Below are 17525 nucleotides of genomic sequence, written 5' to 3' on the forward strand. Positions count from 1 at the left end.
GCGTTTTAAAGAACTATTTCTCTAATAAGTGTGAGCCAATCAAATCAACCATATATGGCTGATAATACTCAGGAATGTCATGTGCCATCCCTTCGATCAAGTGGAACTTGGCATTAGGAATTGTCTTGGCAACCACACGACCTTGTGAGGCAGGTAGTAGGCCATCTGCACTACCATGTAGCACGATAGTCGGTGCTTTGACTTGTTTGCTAAATCGGCTGATAGAACCTGATGCCAAGATAGCATTGAGCTGTTGCACCGTACCGAGCGGATGAAAGTTACGTTGATAGCGCAGCTTGGCAATCTCACGCACCATACGTACATTGACATGTCCGGGCGTTCCGACAGTTTTCATAAACCAGACGCTATGACGTACAATGTCACGCTCAGAATGGCTTTCAGGACGGTTGATGAGTGTATATAGCTGCTTAGGCTTCGGCGGTTTCAAAAAGGCACGATTGGTCGTCGTAAACATCAACGCCATGCGTTGTACTAGGCTTGGATAACGTGCTGCCACGATTTGGGCAATCATACCGCCCATAGAGGCGCCTAGGATGTGTGTTTTACCCAACTGCAGTGCCTTAATCAAGCGCACGGTATCTTCTGCCATATCTGTCAAGTTATAAGCAACTTGCGTGCTCTTATTGGACAGCCCCGTTTGCAAGCGCATCATCATTTTTAGCTGACTGATACGTGGTAGACCGTCAATTTGAACTTTAGAAGACAAGCCAATATCACGATTATCAAAACGAATCACAAAGAATCCTGCATCAATAAGGCGCTTGATGAAGTTATCTGGCCAAAATATCATCTGTGAGCCAAGCCCCATAATCATCAGCAGTGGTGGATTATTGGGATTGCCACCAGCCTCGACACACAGTTCAATACCATCACCGATGTTGATCATCGATTGATACAGATGTTTGCTCAAGTCAGAGTCACACCATTGATGCGCGCCAAACTTTTGCCATTCAGCAGTGGGGTAGCTCCCTACGCTGTTATCAAGGCTTGCAGATGGTTTGGCACTTACTTTGGCATTATTGATATCATTTGATATAGTCATGAAGTGTCCTAATTAGCGAGTCGTCTACTACAGCTCAATCATCTCAAAATCAAGCTTGCCCACACCGCACTCTGGGCACGTCCAGTCATCAGGGATGTCGTCCCATTTGGTACCTGGTGCGATGCCTTCTTCTGGGCAGCCAAGCTCTTCATCATATATCCAGCCACAGACAATACATTCATAACGTTTCATAAATAGTCCTATCGATCATTACTAGTGTTACAGTGCGCTATTGACACTTATATTTGGGATTACAGTCAATATATCAGACTGCGAAAGCGCACGTAGTTTAGCATATAACCGTGATTTTCGTAGTTAAGTTTACACTTGTATATTGAGATTGCTTTGCTTTTATCAAGAGGGATGTTGGTTCTGCCCCTAATTGAGAAGCGACGAGCCTCAGAGCCTAGCCTAGATGCTGGTATCAGTTATGCTATAATACTTGCCGCTAAACCCACCGTATTAGTCATCATTTATCGTTGATACAGTATCATCCAGTTACTATTCAGTTGTTATCTAAACCATATAAGTTAAGGGTTGTCCATGAGCACCAGTACCGCTGCTACATCTACAAACACCGAAAACGAGCCATCTAATATGCTCAATACCGATCATCCATTTTGGCAAGTTATTCGCACAGTACCAAATTTCCCAAAAGTTGGCATTGATTTTTATGACATTACACCGTTACTGCGCAGTCATATCAACGAAGTCATTGATGCGCTACTTGCCGCACTGCCAGAAGGGTTGATGGATGAGGTAGATTGTTTTGGGGCTGTAGAAGCACGTGGGTTTGTTTTTGCAAGTTTACTGGCAGGCCGATTGGGAAAAGGTATGATTTTGCTGCGTAAACCCGGTAAGCTGCCACCACCTGTTGCAAATAAAGCCTATGCTCTAGAGTATGGTAAAGATACGCTTGAAATGCAAAATAATTTGCCGCCTGAGCGTGTATTACTGGTTGATGATATCTTGGCGACAGGTGGTACGCTAACCACAGCCTATGAGCTGTGTCGCTCAGCAGAACATACAGTCGTGGGTGCTTTAGTATTGCTAGACTTGGTTGATTTACATGGTGACTTTCCAGTACCTGTTTATACAGTGCTGAAAGCCTAGCAAGCGTTATTTACATGCCTAAATAAACCTCAGGCATTAAAAAAAAGCGCGCTGATATTATTCAGCGCGCTTTTTTATTTTAAGCGTTCTCTTGGGCTTGCTCATAACTTTTACAAGCTTGTTCTACCAATGTGCGTCCGACTGTATTGGGCGTGGTGGTTCTAAAGTCTTTGGTGGTTAGTATTGGTTTTTCTGATTGCCAAGAGGCCAATACTTTATCCTTGGCTCCGTAGTTTACATAGGCACGTCTATAATAACTGGCATCTTTGCAAGAGATTAGTAGCTGCTGGTCACTATGATGAATATTGTCTTTTTTCGCTTTGTCTTTCTTTACGTTATCTTTTTTTGCGTTATCTACTTTCGTCTCATTCGTTTGTGTAGGATAGGTTCGACGAATAGACACAGTGATATTTTCGACGTCTTTTTCGTCTATGATATTGATGTCGGAGCTTTCGATAGATTCCAAGTCTAAGCTAAAAATTGATCCAGTTGGACTCTCTGATACTTTTGACCAGTCCACTGCATGCGCACTGACTGCGAGAGCACCGCTTACTAATAACATTGATAGCCGCTTCATAATCAAGCCTTGCTTCTGGTTGTTGGAAGTGGGCCATAATAGCCAACTTGCTATTAGCAGGCAACTTTCTTTTATTGCCTGTTGTTACAGTTCGCAGAGTATTATCGATAGCAGTGGCTGTGGCTGTGCATCTTAACTTCGTGTCTTAACTGCGTATAGTCGCTAGCATCTGAGCAAGCTCATCACGTGCATTGATAAAACCATCGATACCTTTTGGTAATAAGTCTTGTGTGACCGTGTCCTTTTGATAGGCCGCACTGAATTCTTCATGCGTCAAGCTCACGCGGGTCATATCTGCCATATCCAGTGACATGCTCGGTGACAACTGTTGTATTACTTCAGTGTCCATCGCTGCGAGTTCATCAATGAGATTAGGTGCAATGGTTAATAGGTCACAACCTGCTAGCGCCAGTATCTGCTCTGTTGAGCGGAAACTTGCGCCCATGACTTGGGTATAATAGTCATGCTGTTTGTAGTATTGGTAAATACGCTTCACTGACTGTACGCCCATATCATCAGAGGCTGGCACGTTTTGGCGGTTTTGTTGGCGTTTTTGCCAGTCTAGGATACGACCCACGAACGGTGATATCAGTGTTACGCCAGCATCGGCACATGCAATCGCTTGATGCTGTCCAAACAATAGTGTCAGATTACAATGGATATTTTGGGTCTCAAGATAGCGTGCGGCTTCAATACCTTGCCAAGTTGCGGCCATTTTAATCAACACACGGTCTGAGTTGACACCTGCCTTTTGGTAAGCATCCATAAACGCTAAGGCTTTATCAATCGTCGCTTGAGTGTCATAAGACAAGCGCGCATCGACTTCGGTAGATACTCGGCCTTCGATGAGTTCTAGAATGTCACAGCCGATTTGAATGGTAAGTGCGTCAATCACGGCATCTATATCGCCATTATGGCGGCTCATGGTCTCTGATAGCATGCCTTGGTTGTCAGGATGTATCAGTGCCTTGGTGATTAAGCTTGGATTAGTGGTTGCATCGATAGGTTTTAGACGCGCAATGGCGGTCAGGTCTCCGGTATCAGCGACAATGGTGGTCATGGTACGAAGCTGTTGTAATGCGTTCATCTAATATCCTTTATTTTTCAATTTATAATGCTATTCATTAATTGGTTGTTTTCTTATTTATAGTGCTATTTGTTGTTAGTTTTAAACTGTAACACAGTTTTGAGCCAATATTGCCCCATAGTTTGACCGTGCATTTCTGTCATATCTTATAACTTTGCTAATATTAGCGGGTTTACACGTATTTACACATGGGCACTGACCATAGTTTTTGTTATAGTAGAGCGGGTCAGTGGTTTGGCCGCTACATTTGCTAGCTGATGTATCGTCAGCCTGTCGCAACAGTGCTAGACAGGTTTAGAAAGTTAAGTTGTTTCGATAGATTATTCGATGAAATGTCATTTATCTAAGCATTATTGCTAGAATACTTTATCTCAATAGCGATATCTTAACAGCGACTACCTAAACGTTTATGAAGTTTGACGATATGCCAAGCATTTAGAACCAATATATTAGTATTTATTAGTAGTACCTATATTAGTAGTACCTAACAGTTTAGTAATACCTAACAGTTATAAAACTCAGTAATAATATTAGAAAAAGGATGGGCGGTAATGAGTGAGCAGTCACCAGAGCAAAACATAGATAATCTAAATCAGGGCATTGCAGGCACTAGCGATACCGCGACTGAAAAAGAGTTTTTGAATAATATCCGTCAAAACATCGATGCAGTAGACTGCGAAATTCAGACGTTGATTAATAATCGTGCCAAGCTGGCTCAGCAAGTGGCCGCAGTTAAGAAAAACCATATTGCTAATAGCTCGGCGACCGAAAGTAGCAATCCTATTTTTTATCGTCCTGAGCGCGAAGCGCAAGTGCTAAAAGCTGTTATGGAGCGTAACGCTGGCCCAATCGCTGATGAAAAGATGGCACGTTTATTCCGTGAAATCATGTCAGTTTGCTTGGATTTAGAAGCGCCGCAACGTATTGCTTTCTTGGGACCTGTTGGCACCTTTACGCATGCTGCCGCGCTCAAGCATTTTGGCAAGGCTGCTGACACGGTGCCGATGACGACTATTACCGATGTGTTCCGTGAAGTGGAAGCGGGCACAGCGATGTATGGTGTGGTACCTGTTGAAAACTCTTCAGAGGGTGTGGTCAACCATACTTTAGATGGCTTCTTATCGTCTACCTTAAAGATTATTGGTGAAGTTGAATTGCCTATTCATCAGAACTTTTTGGTCGCTGAACACACTAAAGTAGAGGCGTTAAGTCGTATCTATTCTCATCAGCAATCATTGGCACAGTGCCGTCATTGGCTTGATGTGAATTTTCCGAATGTTGAGCGTGTTGCTGTATCGAGCAATGGTGAAGCGGCACGTCGTCTGAAAAACGAATGGCACTCAGCTGCGATTGCTGGTGATGTAGCAGCGGCAGAGTATGATCTACACAAGCTCTACTCAAACATCGAAGACAATCCAAGCAATACCACACGTTTCCTCATCATTGGTCATGAAGCGATTGCGCCATCAGGACAAGACAAAACTTCTATCGTGGTCTCTGCCCATGATAAAGCTGGCGCGCTTATCGAGATACTAAAGCCATTGTCTTATCATGGCGTGTCTATGACCAGTATCGAAACACGTCCTGAACGTCCTAATAAGTGGGCATACGTTTTCTTTATTGATATGGACGGTCATATTGACGATCCAAATGTCAGCGCAGCGATCAACGATATCCGCCCATTAGTGAAAGATTTACGCGTCTTAGGCTCATATCCAAAAGCCGTACTATAAATCTCATAAGCGCTATCGTTATACGCTATTGTCTTTAAGCTACTTTCTTTGAGTCACTGTCTTTAAGCTATTGCTTTTAAGTCATAGCGTATAACAACTGGTCGCCACCACTAAGATTCACAGGCTTAACCAATAATAGGTGCATTCTCACATCTAAGGATAAATCATGCAATCATCTCAGTTGATAGAGTCAAGCTTGTCACCGCTTGTACCTGCTTATGCCAGTATTTTATCATTGGCACCTTATCAAATAGGAAAGCCAGTAGAAGAACTCACGCGTGAATATGGCATCTCAGATGTGGTGAAGCTTGCGAGTAATGAGAATCCAGTAGGGTGCTCACCAAAAGTCACGCTAGCGATTACTGAGCAGTTAGGTCAGTTAGCACGCTATCCTGATGGCAACGGTTACTATCTCAAGCAGGCATTGGCTGATTTTAATGATGTAAATGTCGACCAGATTACCTTGGGTAATGGCTCTGATGATTTGCTTGATATCTTGGCGCGTAGCTTTGTTGGTGCTGGTGATGCCATCGTTTATAGTCAATATGCCTTTGTGGTGTATTCGATGTTAGCGAAGATGCAAGGTGCTATGGATGTTGAAGTACCTGCTCAGCGCTTTGGTCATGATCTGAAAGCGATGAGCCAAGCGGTTCAGGACAACCCTAATACTAAGCTCGTGTTTATTGCCAATCCTAATAACCCAACGGGTACTCAGCTTGCGCATAAAGAGTTACATGCGTTTGTGGCCAGTGTGCCAAGCTCAGTCTTGGTGGTGCTAGACGAAGCCTATATAGAGTACAGCCCTGAAAGTAACAATCGGGCGCTGCTCGACGAGTTTGATAATGTCGTTATCGTACGTACTTTCTCCAAAGCGTATGGATTGGCTGGCTTGCGCGTGGGTTACGCACTGAGCTCAGTCGCCGTTGCTGATCTACTGAACCGTATTCGTCAGCCATTTAATGTCAGTCGTATCGGTTTGGCAGCCGCAGCCGCAGCACTTGCGGATCAGGACTTTATTGAAAGAACGCGTTTGATGAATGATGAGCAAATGCGTTGGTTGGAAAAGCAGTTTGACGCGCTAGGGTTAGGGTTTATCAAGTCACACGCTAACTTTATTATGGTAAAAATAGAGGTTGAGATGGAAGACATAACTGCTGCTTCTATCCATGAAGCGTTACTAGAGCAGGGTGTTATCATCCGTCCATTAGCTGCTTATGGTCTACATAACTGGCTACGTATCACCGTTGGTTTAGCAGAAGACAACCTACGCTTGATTGATACGTTGCGCTCTATTTTAACTGACGATTAAACGATACTATTCTTGTATTTTTAAAGTAAGTCAAACTACCCTTAAGTGTATAACAAGAACGTGAGTTTTTTCGACACTGATATATCTAAACGGACGTTAATTTGTTCAATGAGAAAAGCCGTGAATAGCCAAAAAGACAGTCAACAAAATAACAAAAAATCGCTTACCAATACCCAGATTCCACGATTCAAGCAAGTTTGTGTCATTGGACTTGGACTCATTGGTGCCAGTCTTGCTCAAGCCATTAAAGACAATGGTCTCAGTGAGCGTTTGGTCGCTGTTGATAGGCACATGCCAAGCATCGAGGAGGCCATTCAACATGGTTTATTAGATGCAGGCAGTTCAGCATTAAGTGATGTGGTCGCAGGTAGTGATTTGATAGTTATCGCTGTGCCAGTACAAGCTGTGCAAGCTGTGCTCGTCGGTATCAAAGCCGCGATGGATGGCGGACAACTGGCGACTGACTGTATCATTACTGATGTTTGTAGTACCAAGGTCAATATCATTGATGCCGCCAAATCGGTGTTTGGTTCGCTACCGACAGGACTGGTACCAGCGCATCCGATTGCTGGTGCTGAGAATTCAGGATATCATGCCAGACGCGCCACTTTATTTGCCAACCATAGCGTTATTATCTGTGAGCTACCGACGACCAGTCTCGTCGCTATAGATAAGCTAAGGCGGTTATGGGAAGCAGTGGGTGCCAGCGTGATGGCTATGGATGCTGAGCATCATGACTCGATCTTAGCGCATACCAGTCATTTGCCGCATTTGCTCGCTTTCAATCTGGTTGAGCAGTTGGCCAGTCATGATGATAATTTAGATATGTTTCGCTATGCAGCGGGCGGGTTCCGTGATTTTAGTCGCATTGCTGCCAGCGATCCTAAAATGTGGCACGATATATTTTTTGCCAACGAAAGCGCGATTATTAGCGCCCTTGATGAGTATGGCGTCTATCTACAGACCATGCGTCAGCTTATCATTGATAAAGATTCAACCGCCCTGATGGGACTTTTAGGCCGAGCGCAAGCCGCACGGCGACATTTTGGCCATATGTTAGCCAGCACCCCTTATACGGATACTTCTGCCATGTCAGCATCTTATAATATTACCCCTAGCAATGCCGTTTCAGGCACCATTACCATTCCTGGTGACAAGTCTATCTCTCATCGCAGCATCATGCTTGGCAGCCTTGCAACAGGTGTCACACATGTCACTGGGTTTTTGGAAGGGGAAGATGCACTTGCGACCTTGCAAGCATTTCGTGACATGGGTGTGACGATTGAAGGACCCGATAACGGCAAATTGACCATTCATGGTGTCGGTATGAACGGACTTAAACCAAGCAAAACGCCGTTATATATGGGCAACTCAGGTACCAGTATGCGTCTGCTATCGGGTATCTTGGCAGCACAATCATTTGATAGCGTATTAACAGGTGATACCAGTTTAAACAAACGTCCGATGGAACGTGTAGCAGCACCGCTTCGCGCCATGGGTGCTGTGATTCAAAGCACAGGGCATAGTGGTACCGCACCGCTTAGTATTACTGGTCGTGAGACGGTCGGTAAGCCGCTGCAAGGTGCTGAATATGATATGCCAGTAGCGTCTGCACAGGTCAAGTCTTGCTTATTGCTGGCGGGACTGTGGAGCGAGGGCACAACGACTGTCATTCAACCCGAGGTCAGCCGCGACCATACCGAACGTATGCTGTCAGCCTTTGGTTATCCTGTGATGGTAGAAGGTAATCGTATCAGTGTCACAGGCGGTGGTCAGCTAACGGGTGGCGATATCGCCGTGCCTGCTGATATTTCTTCAGCAGCATTCTTTATGGTCGCTGCTGCGATTAGCCAAGGTAGTGAGTTGACCTTAACGCAAGTGGGCATTAATCCAACCCGCACGGGCATCATCGATATCCTAAAGCTGATGCAAGCCGATATTAGCCTAAGTAATGAAACGCATGTCGGTGGCGAACCAGTCGCTGATATTACGATTCGTGGTTCGAATTTGCAGGGTATTGAAATACCAGAGCATCTCGTACCACTAGCGATTGATGAGTTCCCAGTATTGTTTATCGCTGCTAGCTGTGCAAAAGGCCGTACGGTATTGACTGGTGCTAAAGAGTTGCGCGTTAAAGAGTCAGATCGTATTGCTGTCATGGCTGAAGGGTTGCACACTCTCGGTATTGATTGTACCGTGACGGATGATGGGCTAATCATTGAAGGTCAAGGTACAGAAAGTGAGAACGGCGAAGTTAATAACAGCCAACCTGTATTCGGTGGTGGTCACATTATCTCGCACCATGACCATCGTATTGCCATGAGTTTCGCTGTTGCTAGTTTGCGTGCGTCTGAGCAGATCACTATCGAAGGGGTCGAGACCGTTAATACCAGCTTCCCAGGATTTGCAGAATTGGCCAATCATATTGGTATGTCTATCCAAGTTGATAGCACTAATGCCTAGTATGATTATTGATTGAGATTTACGTAAAATAGTTTTTTAAAACAGCGTTTATCGTTAGCAATGTGTTGATGCCCAAACTGGTATCAACGCATTGCTTTTTTACTTTTTACCTTATCTGTAGTAACCCTGCGTTCTTGCTTTGATACTTCTATTGTTTGTAGAAGCAGGTGAGATCGCGCTTTGCTCTAACATGTTGTATTGTATTATGACCACCCAGAATGTTGTCAAAAAACCCGTAGTCCCTATCAAAACGACGAGAAGCGGTATTATCACCGCGCTTATCGCTTTCTGTATTTGGGGCGCTTTCCCCCTTTATTTTAAACAACTGGCTGCCTATAATGCGACAGAAATTATCGGTCATCGCATTGTTTGGACGTTTGCGTGTTTGCTTATCGTAGTGGTCGTGACCAAGCGCTGGCAATGGATAGATACCCTGAAGCAAAATCCAAAATGGATCGCATTAACTTTTATATCAGGTATTATCATTGCGACTAACTGGCTCACATACGTATGGGCGGTCAATCATGACCGTATCCTTGAGGCAAGTTTGGGCTACTTTATTGGTCCGCTCGTTGGTGTCGCGCTATCGATGATTTTGTTCAAAGAGCGCCTGCGACCCTTGCAGTGGGTCGCTATCGGATTTGCACTATTATCTGTGGTCATTCAAGTGGTTATGATCGGTAGTCTACCGTGGCTATCGCTTGTGCTAGCCTTTAGTTTCAGTACCTATGGTACGATTCAGCGTCAAACACCGCTAACGCCTGTCGATGCGATGTTTGTCGAAACCACGATGCTAGTCCCTATTTTTCTTTGGTGGTTTTGGCAATCGGATGTGGTCAGTAGCCAACTGAGCTTTTGGTTCACCTCAAACATATGGCTATTAATGATTGCGGGGCCGATTACACTGATACCATTACTGCTATTTAATAAATCGACTAAGATGGTCGCGTTTAGTATTTTAAGCTTTATGAATTATCTGACCCCAACCTTTATTTTCTTTTTGGCTGTGTTCTATTATAAAGAGCCATTTGACTTACATCGTTTAGCGGTCTTTGGCCTGATTTGGCTAGGTCTGCTACTATTCAGCATTGACTTATGGCGCCATCGCCCAAGCAAGGCCTTAAAAGCAGCGCGCTTGCGTGAAGAAGCACTGCAGCAAACCAAATAAAAAATTGAGTTCAAAATTCTAATTTAACATTTAGCAAGCAAGGATGAGAGCATGTTTCATACTGAATCTGATGTAGTATTTGTAAAAGGTCTAAAAGTAGAGGCCGTCATCGGTGTCTACGACTGGGAGCGGGCGATTACGCAACCGCTGCTGATTGATATCGCGCTTGAAACGGATATTAGTGCTGCTGCTGTGTCAGATAATGTCGATGATGCACTGAACTATAAGGCAGTCTGCGATGATGTCAGCGAGTGGTGTAAAGAGATTAAAGCGAAACTGCTTGAGCATTTGGCAGGTCAGATTGCTGACAAACTACTCACAAAATACGCCTGTCATAAAATTACGCTGAGCGTTGCTAAGCCAACTGCTATTGCACAAGCGGATGCCGTTGGGGTGCAAATCACGCGCTATGCATCAGTATCAACAGATAAGCTAACTACTAAAGAAGCTGCCAAAGAAGCTGATAATAGCCAATCTGATGATGCATAAAGTGTCAGTTGAGCTGAATGTAGAAACGCTAAAAAAGCAGACGCCTGAACAGCTGCAAGCGCAGTCTGTGACGGCGGTGATGTTGGCATTGGGCAGTAATTACCAAGCCGATAAGCACTTGCCACGTGTTCGTAAGGATTTAGCAGCCCTAGGCGAGATACAGTTATCAACGCCATTTCAAAACCCTGACTTTACGGCGACTATCGAGCTATCAAAACCTGACTATACCAATCAGTGTCTCTATTTACGTTTGGCAAAACCTGTGACATTGCAACAGTTGCAAGCGGTGTTTAAGCAGATGGAAGGTGAGTGCGGTAGAGAACGTTTGGCAGTAGCAAAAACGTCAGTTAAGAAAGTCACTATGGATATCGATATTCTGTTGATAGAAACCCTTATCAATAAAAATAGCCTAAGCAAAAATTCATTACCTAACCAAAAATCCGAATGGCTAATCATGGCAGATCGCTATCCATTTAAAGCGCATGAACGTGCAGGGATTGAAGAGTTAGTTTCAAATCGTCTTTAGTTTACTGGCTTATCTCTCTTGCCTAGTGCCTGCCAGATTCTTCTTGCTTGAAAATCCTCGTTTTTTAAAACAATATCAATTTCATCTGTGTAGTAATCGCAAACTAAAAAACTATACACGTATGTAAACAATTGTTAGTATTAGTTACTAATTATCTTTGAAATACTACCATTCATGCAAAAACTCATCAATTTTCTGAATATTAAACCAATCACGAGTCTAGCAATCATATTCATGATGTCTACTTTATCTGCCTGCGATAAAACGCCTTCCGAGCATCTTCAAGTCCTCACCGCAGACAAATATCCTGTGGCAAATATGCCAGATGAGCCGTTAGAAACTCCGCTTGAGATTAACATCGAACCCAAGCGCTTAGCCATGACCAGCTCATGGAGCGCAGGGGTAAAAGACGATGGGACGCTTTGGACATGGGGTACAGATGGTTTACTGCGCGATACCAAGACAGGACAAGATCCAACGCCTAGGCAAGTCGAGGGTGTCAATGATGCGGTGGCTGTGTCAGGTGATGGGAGTCATATGTTATTACTCCGTAAAGATGGCACAGTATGGGGCTGGGGTAGCAATAACGAACATCAGATAGATCCTAACGATAAAGATACTTTTATTGAAGAGCTAAGAGAGATCAAGGAGATTAAAGATGTAGTAGATATCGTAGCTGGATCTGACAATTCGCTATTCGTTCTAGCCAATGGTGATGTGTATGCATTAGGTAGTAATAATTTTGGTTTAATCAATGGTAGAACTGCTAAGCACTTAGATAAACCGACTAGAATTAATGGGTTTCAAAGTATTGTATCTATTGATTTAACTATTGGATCAATATTAGCTTTAAGTGAAGAGGGTGAAGTATTTACGACTGGATTAAGAACGACTCAAACGGGAATTCTAGGTATTGAACCCAAGAGGAACGATAGAGGTGAACTATATTACCCACCTAATAAAGTAGAACTTCCAAGTAAAGCAGTGAGTTTAGCAGATAGTAATGGCAGAGTAGTATTACTTGATAATGGTTCAGTTTATAGCTGGGGAAATAGTGTAAACGGTGAAACTGCACAGGGTACAACAAGTAAAGATTTTTCAGTGCCAACAAAAATACAAGGTCTGAATAAAGTTGTTGCTATTAGTGATAGTGCTGCAAATACAGTAAATGGAAAACTATTTATTTGGGGAGCATATGCGACTCGTTCAAATAATGGTAGTTCGATGAATTATTATACTAACCCTATAGAAATAATGAATAATATTCATGTTGATCAGTTTGTAAGAGGAAATAGTTTTCATGGGTTCATTGATAATAACGGATATGCATGGTTCTGGGGCAACAATAGATACGGAGAGAAAGGCACTGGGAAAGTTCAGACTGAAGAGTATATAACCGAAGAAAAACTACTCACTCCTGAAAGATCGCTATTCAATATCCATGCTAACAAGTAACTAACTTTAAAATTAAGAAGGCTCACTATTAGAGAAAACATCACATGACCATAAAATCCTTCCTCAAACCCCTGCTACTAGCCCTAACACTACTACCACTCTGTGCGTGTAGCTCATTATTTAAACCCAAAACGATGACCATCGAATACGATGAAGAGGTCAAGCTTCACGATGGTGAGATGATATGGGTACATATCACACGGCATTACTTTTTGACAGGTGGTGCATTAGGTGACTCTGCTACGCTAAGCTCGAATTATTTACCAAGCGATGTCGAGATTAGCTGGGATACGGGTTTTGAAGGGGTGGGGCGAAAGTCGGTTTATTTTAAAAGGCAGATATTAACTATAGATAAATTTAATAATGAATGGTATGTCTATGGAGCGACCGAAAGAAATACGACAGGATCATACAATCAGTCTTTTATCTGTAATGATATTGGAACACTATATTTTAACGGAAGTACTTGTTTAGTAAAAATTAGTACTTCAGGAGAGTTCTTAAGAGCTGATAAAGATGAAATTTATAAATTAAAAAACCTAAATATTTTATTTTCAGAAAGTGTTGAAGAAACTAAAAAATTAGATAAACAACGAATAACATGGCAGAAAAAGTTGGACATGCAATACGGAAAATCTAAAGAAGACCAAACAATTAATTTAAAGCTTTTTTCTGAACAAGGTAAATAGTTATGAGCAATTTAACTAATCAACAAAAAGCAACCTATGCACTTTTAGCCGATAACGTGTATTGGGATGTGAGAAGTAGTTTTGAAACTATAGATGATTTCGATACTAACGACTTCACCAACTCCAACTGGACACCTGTTCCTGAGGGTTGGACGGTATAGGGCCAATTTAACTCATTAGCGTCAGATTGTTCTATGCAAGCGGTGTAAACAAGAATAATAAATCACTCTCACTATCAGAGAAAACATCACATGACCATAAAATCCTTCCTCAGACCCGTGCTACTAGCCTTGTGCCTGCCAGATTCTTCTTGCTTGAAAGTTCTGGTATCAAGAATTTAATATTCATAACACTGACATCAATATTACCCGCCTAAGCTAAAAATCCTTCCAAATACTTACCGAAATTAATTATTAAGCTTATCTCCTTTCTTTTTCTTATCTTAGATATACTTTCAATAGCTTCCTACTCAATGATTTCAGTTTCACAAGTGCTATCGTTAGCACTGACTGATATTATTGTATCTGCATTATGATCGAAATCTATAGCGTCAAAATACTGACAGTTAAATGATTGAATTTCGAGGGTGTAGGATCGATGTTTTGGGCTAAGTTCTTTATGAATATTTCATCTCTATATTATATTTTTCAGAAGGGTAAGGTTGAATGAGTTTTATATTTAGAGAAATTACGGACGACGACTTAGATTTACTTTTCGCTTCACCAGACGTTAAAGAAGCGCTATATGGCATGTTTTCTGGCAGACAAACTGCTGGATACATGATTGATTTTAGCTGGAGAGTAGCTGTCATTGAAGCAACAGGCGAGATGATTTTTAGTTTAGGTGGTTTTTCGGGTCTAGAGGGAGAATCGCCAAGTTACGCTTATCTATTTGAGGGACGCATCTGCACTATCATTGAAACAGCAGAGGGTTATGAGCTGTCCATATACTATTGTTCTTCTGCACTGAGAGAAAGTCTGCCTCACATCAAAGAAGTAATGACGCAAGCGCTTATTTATGGTGGTGATATGCTAACGGGAAACAATCTTAAGGGATTGCCCGAAAAAATAAAACGTATCGCTATGAGTAGAACTTATACATTTATTGAAAGCAAACAGCTGTACTTTCGTTAATTCTAGCCACTTTTAAACCAATGATTAAAAGAGAATACGATGAGTGATTATATCTATAGAGAAATCACCAAACAAGATATCGATCAATTGTATGCTTCGAGAGATGCTGAAAAATGGCTAATTCCGTACTATCAGGGTCCAAAGACCTACTACGATGTCGGAAAGGAAAGCGTAGCAGAACCTATAGCGTCTGAAGAGTGGAAGTTGTTTCGTTTTTCAGAAAATTTCGAACGTTATGATACAGCAGCGTGGTTTATGTATTTAGAGAAAGATGGTTCTTTATTAATTATGCAAGATAGATGGCCATTAGAAAACGATAAACACCCTATGTATCCCAATAGAGAGCAAGAGTTCGTTATTCTTTTTTATTCTAAATCGCTTGAAAATACGATTCAAAAGATTTGTGAGTTGGTGGTTGATATTGCCACCCAAGGGGGCGTCTACTTAACAGGAAAACCCGAACCTGATTATTGGGTTGATCAAATTGTTACTTACAGAATGGCAGAGCCTAATGATACAGGAAGAGATTTATAATGAACATTAACGAGATGAGTCAATATATATATCGGGATATTACAGAACAAGATTTAGACGAACTCTACGCTTCACCAGAAGCTGAAAAGTGGCTAGCACCACATTATGCATTAAGAAAATATAACAATGCTGTGAGGAGTATGAATTTAGTAGAGCCCAGTGCGACAAAAGCATGGAAATTATTTTTATTTTTAGAAGACCATGAGAGAAGAGACGAAATATCAGACTGGTATGTTTACTTAAATAAAGATGGCTCTATATTGATTATGCAGGAGAGGTTTCCTATGCCGCCACCATATGAAATATATTCAATAGATCCTGACCGTGAACAACAGTTTGTGGTGCTCTATTGCTCAGAAGCTCTTGAAAGTGATATTCAGCAAATTTGTGAACTAGTCGTTAGTATTGGCACGACACCTTCAGGTGAAAATGACATAACATCTTGGACAGCATCAGACTTTTGGGAAGACCCTATTATCTCATACAAAATGGCAGCACCTAATGACTACGGGAGATACAAATAATGAATATTAATGAGATGAGTAAATATATATATCGGGACATTACAGAAGAAGATTTAGACGAACTCTACGCTTCACCAGAAGCTGAAAAGTGGCTAGTACCACATTACGCATCAAAGCAAGATAATGAAAGTGTCAAAAGATATATGGCTTTAGCAGAACCTAATACAACAACATCATGGAAACTCTTTTTATTTTTAGAAGACCATGAAAGGACGGATGAAATAGCAGATTGGTATGTTTACTTGGACAAAGACGGCTCTATATTGATTATGCAGGTAAGGTTTCCAATGCCACCACGCTGTGAAATATACTCAATAGATCCTGACCGTGAGCAACAGTTTGTGGTGCTCTATTGCTCAGAAGCCCTTGAAAATGATATTCAGAAAATTTGTGAGTTAGTTGTTGAGATAGCAACGTCATCAGGAGGGAAATACTTAACAGGTGACCCTGAGATAGATTTTTGGGAAGATTCTATTATTTCATACAAAATGGCAGCACCTAACGACTACGGGAGATACAAATAATGAATATTAATGAGATGTCAGGACAGCAGTTGATTGATTATATCAACAATGCTGATAAGCAGTTCACGCTTCAAGAGCTAAAAGATATTGCTAAGCAAGCATCATTATTAGCATGAGTTGAAGGTGCCGCTGATGCTGCGGCATATTAAATAAAATTTACTTCTGCTCAGCAGCTATGTCATCAGCCTCATCTTTACCAATCACATCGAACTCTTCTAAGCACAGTTTGTCATATTCTTTTTTACAAAAGTTAGGGTCGATTTTGCACATGGCAGCTTGTAGTTGGTCGAGGCGGTTTTCTGATTGCTGAATGTGCTCTAGCATTTTAGCAAATGCTTCTGCAACAGGATCTTGTGAGGTTGGATCGATACCATAAGCCTGAAATGCCGTATCGCGTGCAGTAGCTTGTTTTGAGGTCGCTGTTTTTTCTTGTGACTTAGTATCTTGGAGCTTAGCATCTTGTGATTTTTCAGCAATTGGATTGCCTTTTTCATCATGATGATCGGAAATCATACGAGCCGCATTGCCGACCATCGTAGCGCCTGCTGGTACAGGTTTTACCACCACAGCATTTGAACCAATTTTGGCATTTTTACCGACTGTAAATGGGCCTAATACTTTTGCACCAGCGCCAACCGTCACGCCATCTTCTAGCGTGGGGTGACGTTTGCCATTATTCCATGATACGCCGCCAAGGGTAACACCATGATATAAGGTGACATCGTTGCCAATCTCAGCCGTTTCACCAATGACGACGCCGACACCATGATCAATAAAAAACCGTTTGCCAATCTTGGCAGCAGGATGAATCTCGATACCCGTCATGATACGTGAGCCATAAGAGACAACACGAGCAGCAAGTTTCTGTTCGTTATTCCAGAGACAATGCGCCCCGCGATGTAAGATAAGCGCATGGATGCCAGGGTAGGTTAATATAACTTCCAGACTATTACGTGCAGCAGGGTCACGTTTGAATACCGCATCGATATCTTCTTTTAAATCCTTTTTAATGCTGGTAAGCGTCTTCAAAAATTTGGTTGGCAATGACATAAAGCGTCCTATCTATTTGTCGGTAGAGTGTCGTTACTGAAATAGCGATCTCTTTCATTTATAGTTGTTAGATTTTAATCGTTATTAA

At 42.2% G+C, this 17525-nt stretch carries 19 protein-coding genes; 14 read left to right on the forward strand and 5 right to left on the reverse strand.

The window, feature by feature from the left end; genetic code table 11:
- Positions 1-13 precede the first annotated feature (13 nt).
- Both IPZ60_RS09600 and IPZ60_RS09605 read right to left on the reverse strand, forming a co-directional pair.
- A complete protein-coding gene (locus IPZ60_RS09600; protein WP_194197567.1) occupies positions 14-1063 on the reverse strand; it encodes an alpha/beta fold hydrolase in 1050 nt (349 codons plus the stop codon).
- 27 nt (positions 1064-1090) lie between these two features.
- Positions 1091-1255 (reverse strand): rubredoxin, encoded by a 165-nt coding sequence (locus tag IPZ60_RS09605; RefSeq protein ID WP_110922890.1) that lies wholly within the window; start codon positions 1253-1255, stop codon positions 1091-1093.
- A gap of 351 nt (positions 1256-1606) precedes the next feature.
- Between IPZ60_RS09605 and IPZ60_RS09610 the strand changes: the two genes are divergently transcribed.
- A complete protein-coding gene (locus IPZ60_RS09610) occupies positions 1607-2176 on the forward strand; it encodes an adenine phosphoribosyltransferase (protein ID WP_194197568.1) in 570 nt (189 codons plus the stop codon).
- A 79-nt stretch (positions 2177-2255) separates the two neighbouring features.
- On the opposite strand, the gene IPZ60_RS09615 is transcribed toward IPZ60_RS09610, so the two are convergent.
- Positions 2256-2753, reverse strand: coding sequence for a hypothetical protein (locus tag IPZ60_RS09615; protein ID WP_194197569.1), 498 nt, complete (start codon positions 2751-2753; stop codon positions 2256-2258).
- Between the two features lie 145 nt (positions 2754-2898).
- A complete protein-coding gene (locus tag IPZ60_RS09620; RefSeq protein ID WP_194197570.1) occupies positions 2899-3840 on the reverse strand; it encodes a transaldolase in 942 nt (313 codons plus the stop codon).
- Positions 3841-4391: 551 nt separating this feature from the next.
- On the opposite strand from IPZ60_RS09620, the gene pheA reads away from it, so the two are divergent.
- The 13 genes from pheA to IPZ60_RS09685 all read left to right on the forward strand — a co-directional run bounded on the left by pheA (position 4392) and on the right by IPZ60_RS09685 (position 16387).
- Positions 4392-5573: a prephenate dehydratase gene (gene pheA / locus IPZ60_RS09625; protein WP_194197571.1), complete on the forward strand. Its 1182-nt coding sequence runs from the start codon at positions 4392-4394 to the stop codon at positions 5571-5573.
- 166 nt (positions 5574-5739) lie between these two features.
- Positions 5740-6882 (forward strand): histidinol-phosphate transaminase, encoded by a 1143-nt coding sequence (hisC, locus tag IPZ60_RS09630; RefSeq protein WP_194197572.1) that lies wholly within the window; start codon positions 5740-5742, stop codon positions 6880-6882.
- Positions 6883-7059: 177 nt separating this feature from the next.
- On the forward strand, positions 7060-9345 hold the full coding sequence (locus IPZ60_RS09635) for a bifunctional prephenate dehydrogenase/3-phosphoshikimate 1-carboxyvinyltransferase (RefSeq protein WP_194197623.1): 2286 nt from the start codon (positions 7060-7062) through the stop codon (positions 9343-9345).
- Positions 9346-9550: 205 nt separating this feature from the next.
- Positions 9551-10513 (forward strand): EamA family transporter RarD, encoded by a 963-nt coding sequence (gene rarD / locus IPZ60_RS09640; protein WP_194197573.1) that lies wholly within the window; start codon positions 9551-9553, stop codon positions 10511-10513.
- 51 nt (positions 10514-10564) lie between these two features.
- On the forward strand, positions 10565-11002 hold the full coding sequence (folB, locus tag IPZ60_RS09645; protein WP_194197574.1) for a dihydroneopterin aldolase: 438 nt from the start codon (positions 10565-10567) through the stop codon (positions 11000-11002).
- A complete protein-coding gene (locus tag IPZ60_RS09650; protein ID WP_194197575.1) occupies positions 10992-11528 on the forward strand; it encodes a 2-amino-4-hydroxy-6-hydroxymethyldihydropteridine diphosphokinase in 537 nt (178 codons plus the stop codon). Before folB ends, IPZ60_RS09650 begins: the two co-directional genes overlap by 11 nt.
- Before the next feature lie 174 nt (positions 11529-11702).
- A complete protein-coding gene (locus IPZ60_RS09655; protein ID WP_194197576.1) occupies positions 11703-12983 on the forward strand; it encodes a hypothetical protein in 1281 nt (426 codons plus the stop codon).
- Positions 12984-13027: 44 nt separating this feature from the next.
- Positions 13028-13672: a hypothetical protein gene (locus IPZ60_RS09660; RefSeq protein ID WP_194197577.1), complete on the forward strand. Its 645-nt coding sequence runs from the start codon at positions 13028-13030 to the stop codon at positions 13670-13672.
- Positions 13673-13674: 2 nt separating this feature from the next.
- On the forward strand, positions 13675-13833 hold the full coding sequence (locus tag IPZ60_RS09665; RefSeq protein WP_194197578.1) for a hypothetical protein: 159 nt from the start codon (positions 13675-13677) through the stop codon (positions 13831-13833).
- 504 nt (positions 13834-14337) lie between these two features.
- Positions 14338-14805: a hypothetical protein gene (locus IPZ60_RS09670; RefSeq protein WP_194197579.1), complete on the forward strand. Its 468-nt coding sequence runs from the start codon at positions 14338-14340 to the stop codon at positions 14803-14805.
- A 39-nt stretch (positions 14806-14844) separates the two neighbouring features.
- A complete protein-coding gene (locus IPZ60_RS09675; protein ID WP_194197580.1) occupies positions 14845-15339 on the forward strand; it encodes a hypothetical protein in 495 nt (164 codons plus the stop codon).
- Positions 15339-15863 carry a hypothetical protein gene (locus IPZ60_RS09680; protein WP_194197581.1) on the forward strand — a complete coding sequence of 175 codons (525 nt, stop codon included), beginning with the start codon at positions 15339-15341 and terminating at the stop codon, positions 15861-15863. Before IPZ60_RS09675 ends, IPZ60_RS09680 begins: the two co-directional genes overlap by 1 nt.
- Positions 15863-16387, forward strand: a complete 525-nt coding sequence (locus tag IPZ60_RS09685) for a hypothetical protein (RefSeq protein ID WP_194197582.1) — start codon at positions 15863-15865, stop codon at positions 16385-16387. The genes IPZ60_RS09680 and IPZ60_RS09685 overlap by 1 nt, the downstream gene beginning before the upstream one ends.
- Before the next feature lie 156 nt (positions 16388-16543).
- Here IPZ60_RS09685 and cysE read toward each other — a convergent pair whose 3' ends face one another.
- Positions 16544-17437, reverse strand: coding sequence for a serine O-acetyltransferase (cysE, locus tag IPZ60_RS09690; RefSeq protein ID WP_194197583.1), 894 nt, complete (start codon positions 17435-17437; stop codon positions 16544-16546).
- Between the last annotated feature and the right edge of the window lie 88 nt (positions 17438-17525).

The sequence above is a fragment of the Psychrobacter sp. NG25 genome (assembly GCF_015234355.1).
GTDB lineage: Bacteria > Pseudomonadota > Gammaproteobacteria > Pseudomonadales > Moraxellaceae > Psychrobacter.